General features: G+C 42.2%; 8 protein-coding genes and 1 riboswitch. Of the genes, 3 read left to right on the top strand and 5 right to left on the bottom strand.

Translation table 11 applies throughout. The features are described from left to right. Positions 1 to 624 precede the first annotated feature (624 nt). The 5 genes from KHS79_RS26295 to KHS79_RS14740 form a co-directional block, all read right to left on the bottom strand. A complete protein-coding gene (locus KHS79_RS26295; protein WP_212719977.1) occupies positions 625 to 8,721 on the bottom strand; it encodes a calcium-binding protein in 8,097 nt (2,698 codons plus the stop codon). A gap of 24 nt (positions 8,722 to 8,745) precedes the next feature. Continuing rightward, positions 8,746 to 9,432, bottom strand: coding sequence for a hypothetical protein (locus KHS79_RS14725; protein ID WP_212719978.1), 687 nt, complete (start codon positions 9,430 to 9,432; stop codon positions 8,746 to 8,748). Positions 9,433 to 9,958: 526 nt separating this feature from the next. Continuing rightward, complete coding sequence (locus KHS79_RS14730) at positions 9,959 to 11,536, bottom strand: sensor domain-containing diguanylate cyclase (RefSeq protein WP_212719979.1); 1,578 nt, start codon at positions 11,534 to 11,536, stop codon at positions 9,959 to 9,961. Between the two features lie 75 nt (positions 11,537 to 11,611). Continuing rightward, complete coding sequence (locus KHS79_RS14735) at positions 11,612 to 12,784, bottom strand: L,D-transpeptidase family protein (RefSeq protein ID WP_212719980.1); 1,173 nt, start codon at positions 12,782 to 12,784, stop codon at positions 11,612 to 11,614. 507 nt (positions 12,785 to 13,291) lie between these two features. Next, entirely contained in the window at positions 13,292 to 14,056 is a 765-nt protein-coding gene (locus tag KHS79_RS14740) for a substrate-binding periplasmic protein (RefSeq protein ID WP_233468440.1), read from the bottom strand. Between the two features lie 222 nt (positions 14,057 to 14,278). Here KHS79_RS14740 and KHS79_RS14745 point away from each other — a divergent pair, with 222 nt between their 5' ends. The 3 genes from KHS79_RS14745 (at position 14,279) to pyrB (ending at position 18,567) form a co-directional block, all read left to right on the top strand. Then, positions 14,279 to 16,108: an adenylate/guanylate cyclase domain-containing protein gene (locus KHS79_RS14745; protein WP_212719981.1), complete on the top strand. Its 1,830-nt coding sequence runs from the start codon at positions 14,279 to 14,281 to the stop codon at positions 16,106 to 16,108. 92 nt (positions 16,109 to 16,200) lie between these two features. Continuing rightward, positions 16,201 to 16,328, top strand: a riboswitch (yybP-ykoY riboswitch). An 85-nt stretch (positions 16,329 to 16,413) separates the two neighbouring features. After that, positions 16,414 to 16,971: a TMEM165/GDT1 family protein gene (locus KHS79_RS14750; RefSeq protein ID WP_027708412.1), complete on the top strand. Its 558-nt coding sequence runs from the start codon at positions 16,414 to 16,416 to the stop codon at positions 16,969 to 16,971. 672 nt (positions 16,972 to 17,643) lie between these two features. Next, on the top strand, positions 17,644 to 18,567 hold the full coding sequence (gene pyrB, locus KHS79_RS14755) for an aspartate carbamoyltransferase (RefSeq protein WP_212719982.1): 924 nt from the start codon (positions 17,644 to 17,646) through the stop codon (positions 18,565 to 18,567). The last annotated feature ends 15 nt before the right edge of the window (positions 18,568 to 18,582 follow it).

The following is an 18,582-nucleotide window of genomic DNA, read 5'->3' on the forward strand; positions in this document are numbered from 1 at the left end:
TATCATTTTTGTTTATTTCAGAATGGTTGGGATATAACAACAAACGGTCTTGCAATGCTTGAAATTGTTTGTGAAGTGGGTACTAATACATTAATAAAGTACTCTATTCAGTACAATAATTTTTTATCCACTTTTCTTAAGTCCAAAATTATACTATTTATTTCGTATAATTTCACTATAAACCTTCATTTCACTGTACAAATATACATGACATATATTAACCAGTATATCGATAATATCCAGCTAAAACTCAAAGCTGTAGCAATCTAGTATATGAGTAAAAAAATAGTTATTACGTGTATCTATACTGCAGTCTAATAAAGGTTAGCTGATCACTACAGAACCGTTTGCCAGCCGAGCTTCCATGGACGGATTCACAGCGAGTTCAGAGGGGATTAGGTAGACTTTGTACTCCACTTTGACTATTACTCACTAAAAATAATGAGAAGTCATACAGTACTACTGATATAGTAAAAAGTTTTGAAAGGATTAATGTTAGGTGGGCAACATATCAGAATATAACTGTCAATAGCCTCTACTTTCAATAAAAAAGCCCCAGATAATACTGGGGCTGAAGTAAAGTAAAATTAAGTGTATTTATTAACTTTCTAATTTTATTAAATATTAAACAGGAGTAGTCAGGTTCACCATTAAATCACGATTGGACATAACCGTTGTTGTAACATCACCAGCGCCTCCATCAGTCATAGTCGCCATGGCACTAATCAAACCATTGACATGACTGGCGGGCTGAACATCCGCTGCGGCAATAGATGCACCACCTGCTGGCAATGCTGTCAGCATACCTTCAAGCCGGGATGAGGGAATGGCATAGCCACCATCGCCGGGTTGGATGTAACTGATGGCTTTATCACCACCGGTAAAGTGTCCAGCCACAGTCAGCTTTTGTTGCAGGTCGTTATCCACCAGCATCACCAGATCGTCACCATTGCGGTGATAGCTGATTCGCTCACGGTCAATATCGATAAAGAACACCCAATCGGTACCGCCCCCGGTGTTATCAATGATGTCCTGACCACCTTGGGCATGGTAATAGTAGTGATCATCACCCACGCCACCTTGTAAGGTATCATTACCCGCAAAGCCGGCCAGCACATCGTTACCAGCACCGCCGATCAGGGTATCGTTACCATCATCCCCATTCATGCGACCATTACCGCCCTGGATAAAGTCGTCACCGTCACCACCCAACAGGATGTCATCACCGCCCATACCAAACAGCGTATCATCACCGGCCAGACCACGGATCAGGTTGCGGTTGTTACGGCCAACCAGCTGTTCACCCTGTGCCGTACCGACCACTTCGGTGTCATAGCGACTGGGATCAATCACATCATCTGAACCGTTGTCATTGCCACCGTTATCGGTCTCACCTGAGCCTGTATCACCGGTACCATTGTCAGTGCCGGTATCGCCGCCATTGTCGGTACCACCGCTGGTATTACCATCGCCAGTCCCCGTATCACCACCTGCAGGTAAGTCGGTCAGCAGGCTTTCAATCCGAGATGCTGGGATCGCATAGCCACCATCACCTGGTTGGATATAGCTAATCGCCAGATCACCACCAGTAAAGTGTCCGGTCACCGTGAGTTTCTGCTGCAGATCGTTATCGACCAACATCACCAGATCATCACCATCGCGGTGATAGCTGATGCGATCACGTCCCACATCATTGAAGAACACCCAGTCGTTACCACCACCGGTGTTATCAATCACATCCTGTCCACTGTTGGCAAAGAAGTAGTAATGGTCATCACCTTCACCACCGATCAGGGTGTCGTTGCCACCACCGCCATTTAAGCGGTCGTTGCCCGCACCACCTTCCAGGCGGTCGTTACCATCGGCAATGCCATTACTGCCATTACCACCGGATAAGAAGTCATTACCCTCACCGCCTTGCATCACATCATCACCGAGCATACCAAACAGCTGGTCGTTGCCACCGAGGCCCTGAACTAAATCATTGCCTTCGGTACCACCCAGTTTGTCGGCATTAGCTGTGCCTTCCACTACGGCATCATAATCCCCTTCAACATCACCGGCTTTAGCGCGGCGGTTGATTTCGGCGGTGGTAATGTAGTTACCGCCATCAGGCTGGACGTAGTCAATGGCATAGTCTTCACCCAGGAAGTGCTTCACCACCCGTACCGCGGGTTCCGTCGCATCCTTCACAAAGACCAGCAGGTCGTCACCGTCTTGCTTGAAGGTGAGGTCGTCTTTCTGGACACCGTCTTTGAAGAACAGTCCATCAAAGCCACCGCCTTGGTTATCAATGACGTCATGGCCACCACCGTAGATATATTTGTCACTGCCTGTACCACCGGCCAGTTGGTCGTTACCGGCACCACCGCCTAACTGGTCATCGCCGTCGCCACCTTGCAAGGTGTCATCACCTTCACCGGCTTCCATAAAGTCGTTACCGGCACCCCCCTCCAGGGTGTCATTACCCGAGCCACCAAACAGGCTGTCATCACCGGCTTCACCTTTCAGGCTATCGTCACCTTCGTTACCCGATAGTGAGTCATCACCGATACCGCCAAACAGTTGGTCATTGCCCTGTTTACCCCAGAGGTTATCGTTGCCTTCGCCCCCATAGAGCTGGTCGTTGCCTGCTTCGCCATCCAGGTAGTCATCACCGCCTTCACCATAGGCAATATCATCGCCCTCACGGGTAAAGACTTTGTCATTACCGTCACCGGCTTTGAAGGTTTCACTGTAACCACGGTAGCCAATGAATTTGTCATCCGCGGCAGAGCCTTCCCAGGTAATCTGCGATTCGATGTCTGTGGTGTTTAACTCGGTGCCATCAGCAAAGCGGAAGGTTTCGACTTTAAAGTAGTCATGTTTTGCATTCTTAAAAGACACAAACCAGTTTTGGATGGTCACTTGATCCTGACCATTCCGGTGACGGGCTTGTAGGTCATCATTCACCCGGAAGAACTGGAGATCATCGGCGCTGATCCCTTCACCAAACAGCAGAACATCCTGTGAGGGCAGATGGTTAGTAAAGGCTTCATCACGACGGGTTTCTACGATCAGGTCATGACCATCCCCCAGGTTAAACTGGTAGGTCTCATCCCCATAAGAGCCATACAGAGTGTCATTGCCTTTGCCGCCCGCTAAGGTATTGCTGGAGCGATCCCAGACACTGTTGGCAGCAATCAGCTCATCATCACCATCACCACCCAACAGGGTATCCTGGCCTTCGCCCCCTAACAGGCGGTCGTTACCGGCATCGCCGTACAATTGATCATTGCCCAAGCCACCATACAGGGTGTCCTGACCCGCACCACCATACAGTTGGTCATCACCAGACTGGCCATACAACTGGTCATCCCCTTGGTCACCGTACAATTGGTCATTACCCTGTTCACCATAAAGTAAGTCCTGGCCCTGACCACCATGCACTTGATCATCACCCGCACCAGCAAACACCTGATCATCACCGTCACCAGCCTGGATGGTGTCATCATCAACATGACCCATAATGATGTCATCGGTAGCTGTACCCACCAATGCCTGTTGCTTGATAGTGGCAATATCCAACGTTTGATCGTTAAGCACAATGCTTTCAATCACGGTGTGAGGGGTTGCGGTTGATCGACTGGAGAATTGATCGTTTATGCGGATAGTCTGCCCTGTGGCTTTATGGGTAATCAGCAGATCACCGTCTCTATCGTGACTAATCGACTCTTCTGCCAGGGATAAAGCTCCCGAGGTTTCGCCTTCGACGGGGTTATAACGATACCGATCCCCGGTACGACGAATCAACAGGTCGTCCAGACGGATGTTTTCCAGGTGCAGACTATCATTGCCCTGAGTATCGCGGATCACATCATGGCCATCACCGGCTTGATAGCGGTACTGGTCATCACCCTCACCACCTTCTAGCTGGTCATCCCCTTCCTCACCCCGCAGATCATCCTGGCCTTGTCCACCGTATAAGGTGTCATTACCTAGACCACCTTCAAGCTGATCATCGCCGTCTTCACCGCGGAGCTGATCATCGCCTTTATGGGCTTGCAGCAGATCATTGCCAGTGCCCCCATATAACTGATCATCACCATCACCACCCCGTAAGGTGTCATTGCCCGCCTGACCATAGAGCGTGTCGTTACCGGCCGCACCTCGGACAAAGTCATCACCACCTTCGGCGTAGACGGTATCATCGCCACGCAGGGTATTGATTTCATTGGCCTGATGGTTGCCATACAGGGTGTCTTTACCCTCCGTCGCGGTGATGGCACGTTGATCAATGTCTTCTGCCTTGAGGGTCTGTACGGTGCCATCACTGTGCTGCAAGCGCAGACCAAAACGTGCAGTGAGGGTTTGACGATCAAAGACATTTTCCAAGCGAATGCGATCACCGTCATTGCCTTTAAAGGTCACATCCAACGCCAGGTCATGACGACGGAAGATGACGTCTTCTAACTTCAGGTTATACACCACAATAGTGGTCTGGCCTTGCTGATCCGTGATCACGTCTTGGCCATCGCCTTTGGCAAAGTGATACCAGTCATCGCCTTCACCACCGGCCAGTTGGTCGTTACCCCGTCCACCCGTTAGCTGATCATCACCCTCATCACCGCGCAAGGTATCATCACCGGCATCGCCTTTGAGCTGGTCATTACCAATACCGCCGATTAGCGTGTCCTGACCTTCACCACCAGCAAGTTGGTCATGACCATACGAGCCTTCCAGTCGGTCGTTACCCGCGCCACCGAACAGCTGATCATTTCCGCTGTCGCCATAAAGGTGGTCATTACCCTCATCGCCATGCAGGGTGTCATCGTCTTTACCGCCACGCAGGGTATCGTTACCCAAACCACCGTGGAGTTTATCGTTGCCATCATCACCAAACAGCCGGTCATCGCCCTCGCCACCGGACAGCTGATCATTACCGCCTAGGCCTTTTAAGGTGTCATTACCGGCCTGGCCAGCAAATACGTCATCACTGCCATAGCCTTCGATATAGTCATCACCGCTTGAGGCTTGTAAGACCTGCTGTTTAATCGCCTCCACATTCCACACGGTACCATCCGCAAACTGGATTTCTGCTACCGCGGCACTGGTGCTGGCATCCTGGCTGAAATAGCCTTTCACCGTAATGATGTCTTGCGCGCTGGCAATCAGTTGTAAATCATCATTCTCGCGTTTTACGGCAATTTGATCGGGCGTCAGGGTGTTATCAAAGACAATCTGACCATTAGGCGTTTGATCCTGACTGAGGTTTTGAATGCTGTCCTGACCAAAGCCCTGGCTGAACTGATAGGTATCACTGCCCTCTTCACCCACTAAGGTGTCATTACCTGTGCCACCGATCAGGGTATCATTCCCGTCACCCGCCAGGATTTCGTCATCACCAGCTCCACCTTCAATGGTGTCATCTCCACCATAGGTAGAAATCTTGTCATGACCCGCTAACGCCGACACGTTATCCGCATCCGGTAAACCAAATAAATGATCGTCGTTTTCCGTGGCGGCAGAGGCGGCTTGCTTCAGCAAGTCATACAGGTTAACCAACGTGCCATCACTTAAGTGCACTTTTTCGATTTGGCCTTCTGCTAAGGTGCCATCAAAATCAAAATAATTGGTGAGCTTAATTTCATCACCGGTTGGGTTGCCATCATCATCCAACAGCACCACCCATACATCGGTTAATGTACGTCTAAATCCAATATTCTCTTGTTTAATGCCTTCGGAAAAATACAGGGTATCAACACCACTGGTGTCGTAAATGGTGTCCTGACCATCACCTTTTGCGAAAATATAATTATCATCACCATCCTGACCATAAAGGGTATCGTTACCTTTTTTGCCATGAATAATATTGATTTGATTATAATCACGCAGGGTATTATTTCGCTCATCACCCGCGACCGTGTCGTGATTAATATATTCATTTAAGCCAGGATGATTCAGCACAATTTTAGCCAGCACGCTACTCACTTCGTTGCGTATGCGCTTCGAATAAACACCTAGATTTTGCAGTGTATTGATGGCAGCATTTAACTCTTCCACTTTATCAGGGCGATTTAAGCTGACTAAATACGTTTCTAATGTTTCTTCATTTAAACGGAAATAACGACTGCCGGATTCAAAGTAAGCGGATAAAATAGTGTCATCAAATAAAATTTGTGCATTTAATTGTGCAGTGACGGAACGTTGGAATTTATCAAATTCTGCTTTTAAAATCGGTGCAGCGCGACCATGGGGATTAGGGTCCCGTTCGCCCCAACACCAAGTCCCTAAATAACCGCGGCCCACCACTTTTTCCAGGGTCACGAGTTTACGCGCATCAATCACATGCCCATAGTGACTTTTTGGATCACGACTGTGTGGATCGACATCCGTGACACCCGCCCACTGATAAATAATCGCAAGCACCATGTCATTGCGTTTTTGATAGTCTGGCTCCGCGACAAAGGCTTTCACCATGGATAAAAGCGTTTCATCCTGAGTCATGGCTTGCTGTAAATCCAGTAAGTTGCCATAACCTCGGGAGTTCGGTAACGCTAAGATTTCATGGGTCCAGTTGAAGGTTTCCGTTGTTACACGACGGGTAGCGTTGGTTTTAAACCATACGTCCGCACTGTCGGTTTTATGGCCATCACTCCATGTAACCTCACTGGTTTGACGATGTTCATTGCCTTGGGCATCGGTATGATTAGAGTCTTCATAAGCCGTGGATAAACTTTTTATGCCAACATCCGCAAGACTGGCTAATTCATCATTATCCGTCAGGCCGTTTTCGTTTTTATCTTGCCAAACACTTAATGATGAATAAATCGCATCCTGGGCATCAATAACACCGTCTTTATTATCATCAAATTCCGCTAACGCATCATAGCCGTGTTTCGCTTTTTGACCTGAAGCGAGTGTCGTCTGGTTACCAAACAGTTCAGCGCCGGAATCCACGACACCATTATTATTTTTATCCCAGACCAATAAACCATCATCACGCGATACCCAGCCCGTGGATTCAGCAAACGCATTACCATCGTGGTCAAAATAGTGTTTATCGCTTACCGAAAGGGTTTCGACACCATCACCATCTAAGTCAATAATAATCGGTGAGGTGACTTTTTCTGGATCATCAAAGTCAGGTTCTTCCTCTTCTTCCTCTTCTTCCTCAACGGTTTCAAGGTGAATGCCCAGTGCATCATCACTATAATTATTAATGGTTAAACCACCATTAACGACTAGTGTTGAGCCGTTTTTCACATAGGTAAATTTACCATCAGTACTGTAATAGGTGTTTTCAGGGTCATCTTCGGTGCGTTCACCACCAGTTAATTTTGTACCATCTAAAAACACAGTGCCATCTTTACCACTGTCATCAATGGTATCTTCACTGTCAGCGTGATAGATATCTTTACCTTGCCCACCTTCTAGTTGATCTGCGTTTTCACCGCCATCAAGGATATCATTACCCGCATCACCATAAAGTTTGTCATTACCTTTTCCACCATAAAGCTCATCAACACTTGTATCTTTTTGACTACTTGCGCTTTCTGCATAGAGTATATCTTCACCATCCCCTCCATACAGTTTATCCTTCCCTGAATGGCCCGTTAATGTATCATTACCTCCCTGGCCAACTAATACATCATCAAGCTCACCTCCGTACATTTCATCTTTTTTTTCATTACCAATTAATACATCATTACCCTTACCACCAGACAATACTTTGTCTTCTTTATCTATGTTTATTAATAAATCATTTTTATTATTACCATTTACATTATATTGATAACCTGCTATTTTTTTATCTTTGACAATACCTAGCAAAACACTACCATTAAAACCAAGCCCACTTAGTTTGCTAGCCAGGCCACTATCTTTTACATACTCTTTAATCAAGTAGGAGGACGCTGGCTGTAAAATTTGCTCAAAACTTTTAATGTAACTTTGAAGTGCATTAAAGCGATCATCATTCAGTGCTTGCTGGCCTGGATTACTGTATTTATCTTCATACTTTTTAATTGCATCACGATTTGCAATTATAAAGTCAACAACTGTTTTGGCCTCAGTATCAGTAACATTATTCTGATCATCAAATAATCCAAAAATTGAGGCTTCAACATACCGCCTGGCAGCTTGGCCCGCTGACTTATCTCCATTTGAGCGATAAGCTATTTCATACCATGCCTGGACCCTTGATTTCGAATCAATTGCTCCTCCAAGTCCAGGACCTAATAGAGCTGAACTTCCATCTGTTTGATTATACGCTAAAGAAAATAATACAGCTCTTTCTTTAGAAAATGTCATTGTAGTAGACAAAAATTTGTTAACTTTTTTCTCATAGACCTCAGCAATACCATTTAGAACATTGACCATTTGATCTTCAGAATCAAACTCAAATTTAACTTTTTTATCACCTTTATAGGTTTGCCATAGTGAATTCAGCTTTGATTGTATTTTACTAATACTTAGACTATTATCTTGAGTAACCTTTAACATATCTGTCAAAAGTTTTTGATCTTTACTATTACTAGTATCAAACGTATTTTTAAAACCATAAATCAGGACACTTTTTAAAACACTTTCGTCCTCGATATTAAAACCAATTCCCATAGTAACCAAGTTAGGTCCACTTGGATCATCTATGTAAGGCTTTTTCTTAGCATCTTCTGCAGCTTTAATTAGTTCAAAACGTAACTTTTCATATTCGCTCTGTGTAATACTTTTAATTTTCATTATACTTCCTTTAGGTTAGCTAGCTTAACTCCGCCCAATCTTTTTTCTATCAAAAACACAAATACTCAAACCACTAGTAACACCATTATTATATGGATAATATTTTGACACTTCAGGCTCATAAATACTTACCCCTACACTTCTCATAGAAGCCATATAGAAACGACCTTTATAATAAAAGGGTAAACCTTCATGCAACTTATAAAGTTCATTAGGATTAAAATCATCTTCTTTTGTAATAGACCAATAATAATAATAACTTCCTTTAAAGCTATAATCTTTATCATTTTCAGTATAAGAAGCAACAGCAATTAAAAGCTTATCTATTTTACCATTATGATTAGCATCAATATTCGCTGTATACAATTTAACCTTATCACTCAGAATAAACTCTTTTTCATCATACCACTCATCCCTCAGCTTGTTTTTTTTATTTTCTGGCAAATTTTCATATTTATGCAGATAAAAATAAATCTTTTCATAAAGCTTAAGATAATTACTTTTATCAACCAGGCTCAATTTAGGGAGCGTAAAGCTTTTAAACTTTTTATCTTGCTTTAACTCTTCGAAATAATAAAAATCAGGTTTTCTATTTAAGTACGCTAAAAACTCTCGACAAAGTTCAAGATTTCTATTTCGCTTTAGCGTATAACCAGCCAGGCAATAATCGCTCAATAGATAAACCAAACAAAGCAGTATTATTCTTTTCATAAAAACTACTTAATCAAGTTAAACCTTTAAAGATATATATTAAACCCACTAGTAACATCACCATTATATATGGTTACATTTAAAGTAATAGAGAAAATTAACTTCAAACAGGGAAAATATAAATATCACCCCAATCGTATTGTTATTACTCCCTGGCATTCAGTCAGTACTCCCTGCTAGTATGATTCACCTTATGAATACCAACGTGATATTACTTAGCAATACTAGTCTAAGTTATTTATATAATTTTCATACTTCTTATTAACTAGAACTCTAATCTAGAGTTTTACTAGCAAACTGATTTTATTAACCTTTCCTTATATACGTCAATATACGTATAATAGAAGCAACATCCCCTACTATAACTAACTTAACTTATATTGCAATAAACATTTTAATGGCACGATAACCTCACTCCCTAAGACTTGTGCTTGGTGCTCTGTATGTGAGAATTATCTGTAACTTACAATAGGTAAACTACTCAAGACCAACTGTATTCAACGAAAAGTACCTTCTACTCCAAAGTTCACTGATTGATATCCTCATCCACAGTCTTTGGCAACTCACTAAATGCAACAACACCATTGCGGCCTCTGCGTTTAGCTTCGTACAGTGCTTTATCTGCCATGTTGATTAACATCTCGGGGTTTTGATGGGGTATGGGTGAGCATGCTGCCACACCTATGCTAGTGGTCACTACTTGGAACTCACTGCCGGGATGGGGAATTTCTGCTTGCTTTAATACATCAATAATACGTCCTGCTAAGACTTTAGCACCAGCTTCATCTGTTAAGGGAAGGATTGCAGCAAACTCTTCTCCTCCATAACGTGCTAATAAATCATGACGACTTTTTACGACATTACGAAAAACATCTGCGACTAAAGCCAAACAATCATCTCCTTCTGGATGACCTAGCGTATCGTTGTATCGCTTAAAAAAATCCAAATCAATCATGAGTAACGCAATAGGGTTGCCTGTGCTAATAGCACTATTCCAAGCACTTGCCAGGTACTCGTCAAAACGTCGCCGGTTAGCAACTTGTGTTAACTCATCAAGGCGAGCATTATCAAACAGCTGCAGATTAACCTGAGCCAATTGGTCCATTACCTGTCCACGCTTTTGAATTTCTGCTGCCAATAAATCCCGTTGCCGAAAAAAATCATTAACCAACGATGCTAACCTGCCATATTCATCATCCCGTGATAATAGTGTTTTTAATTCACTTGCTGTATTTTTATCTAGAGAATTAGTTAATTGTTTTAGAGGAGAAAGCACCCAGACTTGTAATAAAAAATACGTGAGAAATAACAAACAAATAATGGAAAAACCATTCACTATGATGAGTTGAGTAGAAGCATCATAAAGCTTTTTTAAATCTTCTAAGTGGGTTGTTGCTGTCAGAAAAGCAACTGGCTGTCCTGAAGCCCCCCTGAAAGGTAGGCTAATACGAATATTCCAAGGATTATTGATTATTGAGGATGGTGATAAGTGGTTATTGAATACAATACTTGCTTTACTGTCAGTGAGTAACGCAATTTGTTCTAAGTAGTCTTCACCTACAGGCTGAGCCAGTACTAACCATCCTGTCGCTTCACCTAAACGCTCATAATCATCACTGCTATGGAGAGGACATGCAGCAAGCTCAAAAATAGCTTGTTTATATCGATAAAATCCTTGATAAAAATTTAATCCTTTAACTGACTTTAACGTGTCTTTTTGTAATGGCTGCTCAAACTCAGGCAAGCTATCCACAATAAAGCTATAAACTGTTTTGTATTCAGGATTAACAATCCAAGTATGTGTTATGCCAAACTCAGGGAGGCTGGTATCAATGTTGACTTTAGCCCAGTGACGATCCAGTTTTTTAGAAAAATCCTGCATCTGAGTCCATAGACTATAGTCACTGCAAGCACTACGTAACGTTGTACCAAGGCGCGTAACCATACGCGATAGGTTTTGTTTTAAAAAGGTCTGACGATATTCTACTAATTCTTGAGTAGACTGATTTCGCATCCATGTCATCCAGCCTTCCAGACTCAAAAAGCCAAGTGATAAAATCACTAGAACCGTTAAAATACGCCGTTGCACTTGCTCCTTATACATTGCCCCCAACTTCGCTAAATCATTAAGTTTCTTTTAAATTTAGCAGAAGGTGGGTCATGCACTATATATATTTGATTATTGATCTGCCATGGAAATATAACGGCGCTTGTCCATTTTATAAATATCCTTCGCAAAGCGAAGCTCACCATCTTGGTTCACCCATGCAGTAAGATAAGTAATATAGACAGGGACCGGTACATTGAGAGAAAGGGTTGTCATCTGGCCAGAATTTAATATTTGATCAATTTTTCTGCGTGAGTAATGACGATTACTTTTTAAGAGCTGCTCAGCTAGTTGTCTTGGTTTTTCTACTCTGACACAGCCAGAGCTTAATGCCCTGTTTTGTCGGCTAAATAAATATTTCTGGGGGGTATCATGAAGGTAAATAGCCTGACTGTTAGGGAAGTTAAATTTAAACCGCCCTAAAGCGTTATGCGAGCCTGAACTTTGTCTGAGTTGATAAGGAAAAGCTGAGCGATCAATTTTCTTGTAGTTTATGTTTTCCCAATCAATATCATCATAATTAACAGTGACGACACCATTATCCTTATATTGAAACACGCTAAAATTATTTTTTTTCAAGTAGTTAGGCTGTTTTTTTAACTTAGGAAGTATATCTTTAAAGGCAATTTTACTCGGTACAGTCCAAGTGGGGTTCACAATAATTGAACGAATAGTATCGACCATCAAGGGCGTTGGCCTGTAGGGTTTACCCACAATAACGCGCATAGACAACTTGACCTCCCCTCTTTCTACATATTGCAGCGAGTAATCTGGTACGTTGACTAACACATAATTTCGTCCTAGATCATCAGGTAAACGCTCCAGTCGCTTTAGATTGCGAGCTATGAGTTGTGCTTTTTCTTTTGGACCAGCGTAGAGTGATAAATAAGTTGCTTTATTAATATGGCCAGAAGCTGGTAATTGATGACGACGCTGATAACGCTGTATTGCTAAATAGAGAGGATCAGAAGGTGCTTTATGATCACCTGTTGCCGTTAGCAATTGGTTCAGCAGCGCATTCTTGTCTTGTGGGGTATACAGCATGAACTGATCATAGCTAGGTAAAGATTGCCATGCTGAACTTTGAGCTAGCTGATGGTATCTAAGAAATGCCATTGATAACTGATAATACTGTTGGCTTGCCACAGCCATTGATGAGGAAAAAGATTCTCCGTGAAAGGCTACAAGCATCAATGTAAGGAAACTACTGAACTTACATTTCTTTTTCAAAGTGACCAATGTCATATCAGGTACTACTATCATCCAATGAATGTATGCCCAAAAGGCGTTTTACTAAGCTGCTTTCTTTAAATACTGTTAAATTATAGTTGCTCACACGTTGCCAAAAAGAATGAAAATGAATGACTCATTCTATTACTACATGGCAAAGTTATAAGTAAACTTTCCACGAGCCATTCTTCAGATTTTATTTTTCCTAACAAGTAGCAACGTTCAGCTATCCCTCTACAGAACACGCGTAGAAATTATACCCTTGGTTTTGGATATATAAACTCACATATGTTTTTTTGAGTGATAGATTACGGGCAGGAAAATTAACACAACTTAAAATGATTCTCTATTACACCCTAGAATAAAACACAGTTGTGTGATTTTTTTAAAACTAAATAGGTCTAAGAGGAAGCAACTCTTACCTCTACCACATCACATTATGAGCTAGAGGGCAAAACCTGATAACATCAAAGCTTGCCCACTCATCACTCAACTTTCAGCTTGTATGTTATTATCTTAACACTACCGACTCAGGTACTTCGACATGATGGCTGAAACATCAACTTTTTTTAAAGCTGTATTAAACTTCTGCTGAATCTCTTTACCTTTTTCACTTTTACGAAAGCAAATATAGAGCTTTTTATCCTCAAGTAATGTTTCGTTAAATACAATATTCCCCTTGATCTTTTTCAACGCTGGATCAGTGTCTAACAAATAAGTCATAACATACTTATCGATCACTGCAAGTTTAACTCTTTTCGCATTGAGCTTTAATAAGTTCTTAACATCATCTCCTGCACTATCCACCTTTATAGTGCCTGCTTCAGCCATTTGATCAAACTCAGTAGTATTAACATAACCACTGACAGTACCAATTTTAAAGGGTTTTAAGTCACTCAAACTCTGCCAGGTTACAGGATTATCTTTTCTCTGTGCAAAACCTAAAGGTCCATTCCCCATCGGTTCAGAAAAAATAAAGTCCTGCTCAAGATCAGCTGAATAATACTCTGGAAAATAACCGACATATTTTTCATCATTTTTTGCCAAATTAACGGCTCGTTTCCAAGGGTAAAAATCAACGACTAATTCAAGACCAGCCTCAGCAAATACCGCTTTAGCAACAGCTACAGATGCTCCTTGGCCAGGTAAGCTTTCACCGGTATAAGGTGGCCAATCCAAAGAAGTCAAATAAACCTTGTTATCAGCAAAAGCCAAGTTAGCTTGCATCCCGGCTATCAATAACATCAAACAGACTGTCATACGAAATACACTTATAGCTTTCATCATTACACGACCCTATATTCCTGAATAAATGACGCACCTTCATATTCTTTATACTTAGTTTAGCTGCTTAGTATGGGTAAGATATAAGTTCTTCCTAGCTTGCAACATTGCACATCTATCAACCAATAAAGTAAGGTATTAATTCATTCAACAACATTTCAGGAAACAGCTACACTCAATCAACACATTCAACATCAAAGCAACTGGCTTTATAAACAATCGTTCATGAAAAAAATCACTTTGACAGGTCTGCTCACTTACGGCTTTTCGCTCATACTGCTTATTGCTGTCATCAGTATCTTGTCACTTGGACTTTTTAGTACTGAAAAAAACACCGAAAAGCTTTTTAATCAAATTGCCGAGATAGGGATAACGTCAATTGAAGACCAGCTGAACAGTCACCTTCGTCCAATTAATAACCAGTTAGAGTATCTAGCATCATTGATTGAGTCAGGCTACATAGCCACCAATGACTCACCGCAGTTCAATAAGTTATTACAAGGCACTTTAGCGGCCACGCCCCAGGTTGTCGGAATAGCTTATGTCGATGAACAATATTTTGCGCGTTACTATGCAAGAGACAAGACTGATGTCTTTAAAGACTATTGGCGTGACAATCCGCTAATCACCCACTTATTAAGTGCTCAAGAAACAACCACACAAGTGAAGTGGCTTGACCCTGTTTATATTGAAGGTTTGCACGCTAGCATCATTCAAGCTTATCGAAAAATTACACTACCCAATGGTAAAACGGGTTTACTGTTAACAGGCGTTACTCTGGAAAAGCTTAGTGATATTGTCAAAGAAAGCGCAAAAGATATGCGGCCTGTTATCTTTTTACTCAATAGCCAGCAACAACTTTTAGCTTTATCTAGCCCAGACTACCACCCAGGTCGTTTTGTCAATACTGATCATCCAGCTCCCACTTTAGCGAACCTCACTGACAATCACCCACTCAAAGCCATTTGGGATGCCAGCCAAAAACCCAGCAAGTGGTTAAAAAACCCTTCAATAAAAGGCCATAGCGTTTCACTGGATGATAATAAATGGGAGTTTATTTACACCGACTTTGCTGGGTTCGGTCACTCTCCATGGACCGTGGGTATTTACTTCAGCTACGACCAGTATGCCGATATTGAGCAAACCTTTATTCATTTACTAATTGCCAGCTGTTGTATTCTGCTGGTAATGATGGTTCTTGCTGTTGGTGGTGCACGCTTCATTGGCAACCGAATAAGACATATAACCACTATGTTTGCTAAAGTCGGCCAGGTTCCATTAACTAAAGTACCCAGGCTGCATAAACAACCGCTGCAAGAGCTTGACCTACTTGCCAACGCATTTAATAACATGCTGGATGATTTACAATCTCATGAAAACCTGAGAAGACTATTTGGCCAGTATGTCCCCCATAATATTGCTAAACAGCTCATACAATCCAATGGCACGCTAGATCCCAAAATTCAAAAAGCAACCATTGTTTTCATTGATATTGAGGGGTTCACGGCCCTGGCAGAGCAAATCTCTCCTCAGCAGCTCATTACCATGCTGAATGAATACTTTTCCCTGATCACTCGTATATTAGAAAAACATGATGGTGTCATCACCCAGTTCCAAGGTGATGCGGTATTAGCTGTATTCAATATCAATTCCCCTGCTGAACATGCAAGGCAAGCATTGACAGCAGCTATAGAAATACAACAAGCACTTAGCACCACATTATTTTGTAATCATCCTATGCGCTGCCGCATTGGCATTAATTCAGGGGAAGTTATTGCAGGAAGCGTTGGCGCTAAAGACCGGCTGAACTATACGGTACATGGTGATGATGTAAATCTCGCAGCGCGTTTGGAAGGACTCAACAAAGAGTACAACACCCGAATATTGATTTCAGAAGCCACTCACCATTTAGCACCAGACATCACTTGTCGAGAAATTGGCAAAATCCACATTAGAGGAAAACAACGAGTAGTCAGTGTTTTTGCGCCAAACTATGACCGCAATGGCAATGCATCAAAGCAAGGATATGTGCACCAAACAGCCGATGAGTATTAGGGCCTGTTAACACTTCCAATGAACGTTAACCATTACCATGACAGGTCTGCAAATAAGCCGCTATTGCAGAAAGTTACTAGTGAGGTACAATCAACTCCGTCTTAGGGGAGTAGCCGCTTGTAAAGGCAAACCGTTCATCACGGTTTTTCCTTTCAGGATTTAGGTCAACATAATTGATTCCTCAATGAATCATGGCCTAAATGCAACAGCCACCGCTGTTTTGGCAAGACCTTTGACACATAACTCCTTCGCAAAGGGCGGGTGGAGTATGTGTCATTGGAACAAACCCGCCCTGAGAGTTCACTATGAGTGCATTACTTTTTTCAACGCTTTCTGTTGCCCTGGCTGAAATCGGTGACAAAACCCAATTATTGGCGCTATTGCTCGCTACTCGCTTTAAAAAACCAGTCCCCATTATCCTTGCGATAACCATCGCTACACTTGCCAACCATGGGCTGGCCGCAGCTTTAGGTAACTACCTCAATCACCTGATCAACCCTAACTACCTATCGTGGATTGCAGCTACAGGTTTTATACTGATGGGTATCTGGGTTTTGATACCTGATAAGCTTGACGATACTCCAACAAAAACACATCAGTGGGGTGCATTTTTAACCACACTCGTATTGTTTTTTCTTGTCGAAATTGGTGATAAAACACAAATAGCTACTATCGTACTGGCAACCCACTATTCAGCAACCCTGCAAGTCATCATAGGAACCACAATGGGAATGTTGCTAGCCAATGTACCTGTTGTAGTGTTAGGCCAATTTGCTGCAGATAAGCTACCACTTAAATGGATTCGCTGGACTACTGCTTCTCTCTTTATTCTACTGGGAGTAGCAGCTCTCCTGTTCACGTAGTGGTTTTTAGCTATACCTAAAGGACTCGTATTTTCAGTACCTGATCACAATAAAACTTGTTTTTAAAACAAAATCATCTAGCTATTGGGGTTGTGTTTTTAATTTTAATATGTAAAATTCCCGCAATTTTGTGCGAGTGGAACTGCCACTATTACAGATTAGTGATATGCCCTTAAACAGCACTTATTGCTGTAAAAAAGGGTATATACTCTCAGTGAAGGATGTTAATTGGTAGGGTGATATCATTATGGATGATAGCAATAATGGCTGAGTCTCACCCTTTTTGACTAAGTTTGCACTATACCTCTAATAGGGTAGCAGGCAAAAATTTAATATGTCGTATAGCAAACAGGAGAGGAAAAAGTAGTTGTGAATATTGATGGGCAAAGACAAACGATACCTGCTACCTCCAACTATTACCTTGTTGGCACAGCATTAGCCCATTCCTCTATCAATACTTACAATACCAATACCTCTACTCCAACCTCATGGTTATGTAAGCCAATAGTTTTCAACATTATATTCCTGATCCAAATGCTTGCTGTAATCTGGCATTACCACCCATTTAAACACCAGATAAACAACCGAATCTCTATTTTTTTAATTTATTTTCAGAAATTTAAAAAGCCCCGTAATCGGGGCTTTTTTTTGACCCGAAAAAGCGAGTGAGCCATGGCAAACCCTCTGTTTCAAAAAAATATAATCTCTATTTCAGACTTAACACAAGAGCAAATGGAGTTAATAGTTCGCACAGCTGAACGATTAAAGTGTGAGCCCCCCCCACCTTTACTCAAAAATAAAGTAGTTGCCAGCTGTTTTTTTGAAGCCTCAACACGTACTCGGCTTTCATTTGAAACAGCGATTTTACGCCTGGGTGGTACACACATAGGCTTTGATAATGATGCCAACACATCTTTAGCCAAAAAAGGGGAATCACTCGCAGACTCTGTCCAAGTGATTTCTTCCTACACTGATGCCTTTGTCATTCGTCATCCTCGAGAAGGTTCCGCACGGCTAGCCAGTGAGTTCTCTACCGTGCCTGTTATTAACGGTGGCGATGGTGCAAATCAACACCCAACGCAAACACTTCTGGATTTATTTACTATTTTTGAATGCCAGGGAAAGCTAGAGGAGTTAACTATCGCATTCGTTGGTGATTTAAAATACGGCCGAACTGTTCACTCTCTTGCGCAAGCCTGCTCCTTATTTAAATGTCGCTTCTTTTTTATTTCACCAGAAGCATTAGCAATGCCTGACTACATTCTTGAAGAATTAGATGAAAAAGGCATCAAATACCAAGTATCCCAAAGTATTGAAGAAGTCATCAATGATGTTGATATTGTCTACATGACACGTGTTCAAAAAGAGCGTTTTGATGAAACGGAATATAAACATATAGCCTCCAAGTACATCTTAACCGCTGAAATGCTGAGCGATGTCAGAAAAAATTTAAAAATACTTCATCCTCTACCTCGGGTAGATGAAATCACTGTCGATGTGGATAAAACCCCTTACGCGTATTATTTTGAGCAAGCACAGAATGGCATCTATGCTCGTCAGGCTTTGTTAGCGCTTGTATTAAACGAAACCCTTTAACCTGTAGGATAAAAG

This window comes from Zooshikella ganghwensis (assembly GCF_018263875.1).
GTDB classification, from domain to species: domain Bacteria; phylum Pseudomonadota; class Gammaproteobacteria; order Pseudomonadales; family Zooshikellaceae; genus Zooshikella; species Zooshikella ganghwensis.

What these genes read in the sequence shown, in the direction of transcription:
- KHS79_RS14730 (WP_212719979.1), bottom strand. Translation starts at nt 11,536, where the DNA reads ATGTATAAGGAGCAAGTGCAACGGCGTATTTTAACGGTTCTAGTGATT.
- KHS79_RS14725 (WP_212719978.1), bottom strand. Translation starts at nt 9,432, where the DNA reads ATGAAAAGAATAATACTGCTTTGTTTGGTTTATCTATTGAGCGATTAT.
- pyrB (WP_212719982.1), top strand. Translation starts at nt 17,644, where the DNA reads ATGGCAAACCCTCTGTTTCAAAAAAATATAATCTCTATTTCAGACTTA.
- KHS79_RS26295 (WP_212719977.1), bottom strand. Translation starts at nt 8,721, where the DNA reads ATGAAAATTAAAAGTATTACACAGAGCGAATATGAAAAGTTACGTTTT.
- KHS79_RS14740 (WP_233468440.1), bottom strand. Translation starts at nt 14,056, where the DNA reads ATGATGAAAGCTATAAGTGTATTTCGTATGACAGTCTGTTTGATGTTA.
- KHS79_RS14745 (WP_212719981.1), top strand. Translation starts at nt 14,279, where the DNA reads ATGAAAAAAATCACTTTGACAGGTCTGCTCACTTACGGCTTTTCGCTC.
- KHS79_RS14750 (WP_027708412.1), top strand. Translation starts at nt 16,414, where the DNA reads ATGAGTGCATTACTTTTTTCAACGCTTTCTGTTGCCCTGGCTGAAATC.
- KHS79_RS14735 (WP_212719980.1), bottom strand. Translation starts at nt 12,784, where the DNA reads ATGACATTGGTCACTTTGAAAAAGAAATGTAAGTTCAGTAGTTTCCTT.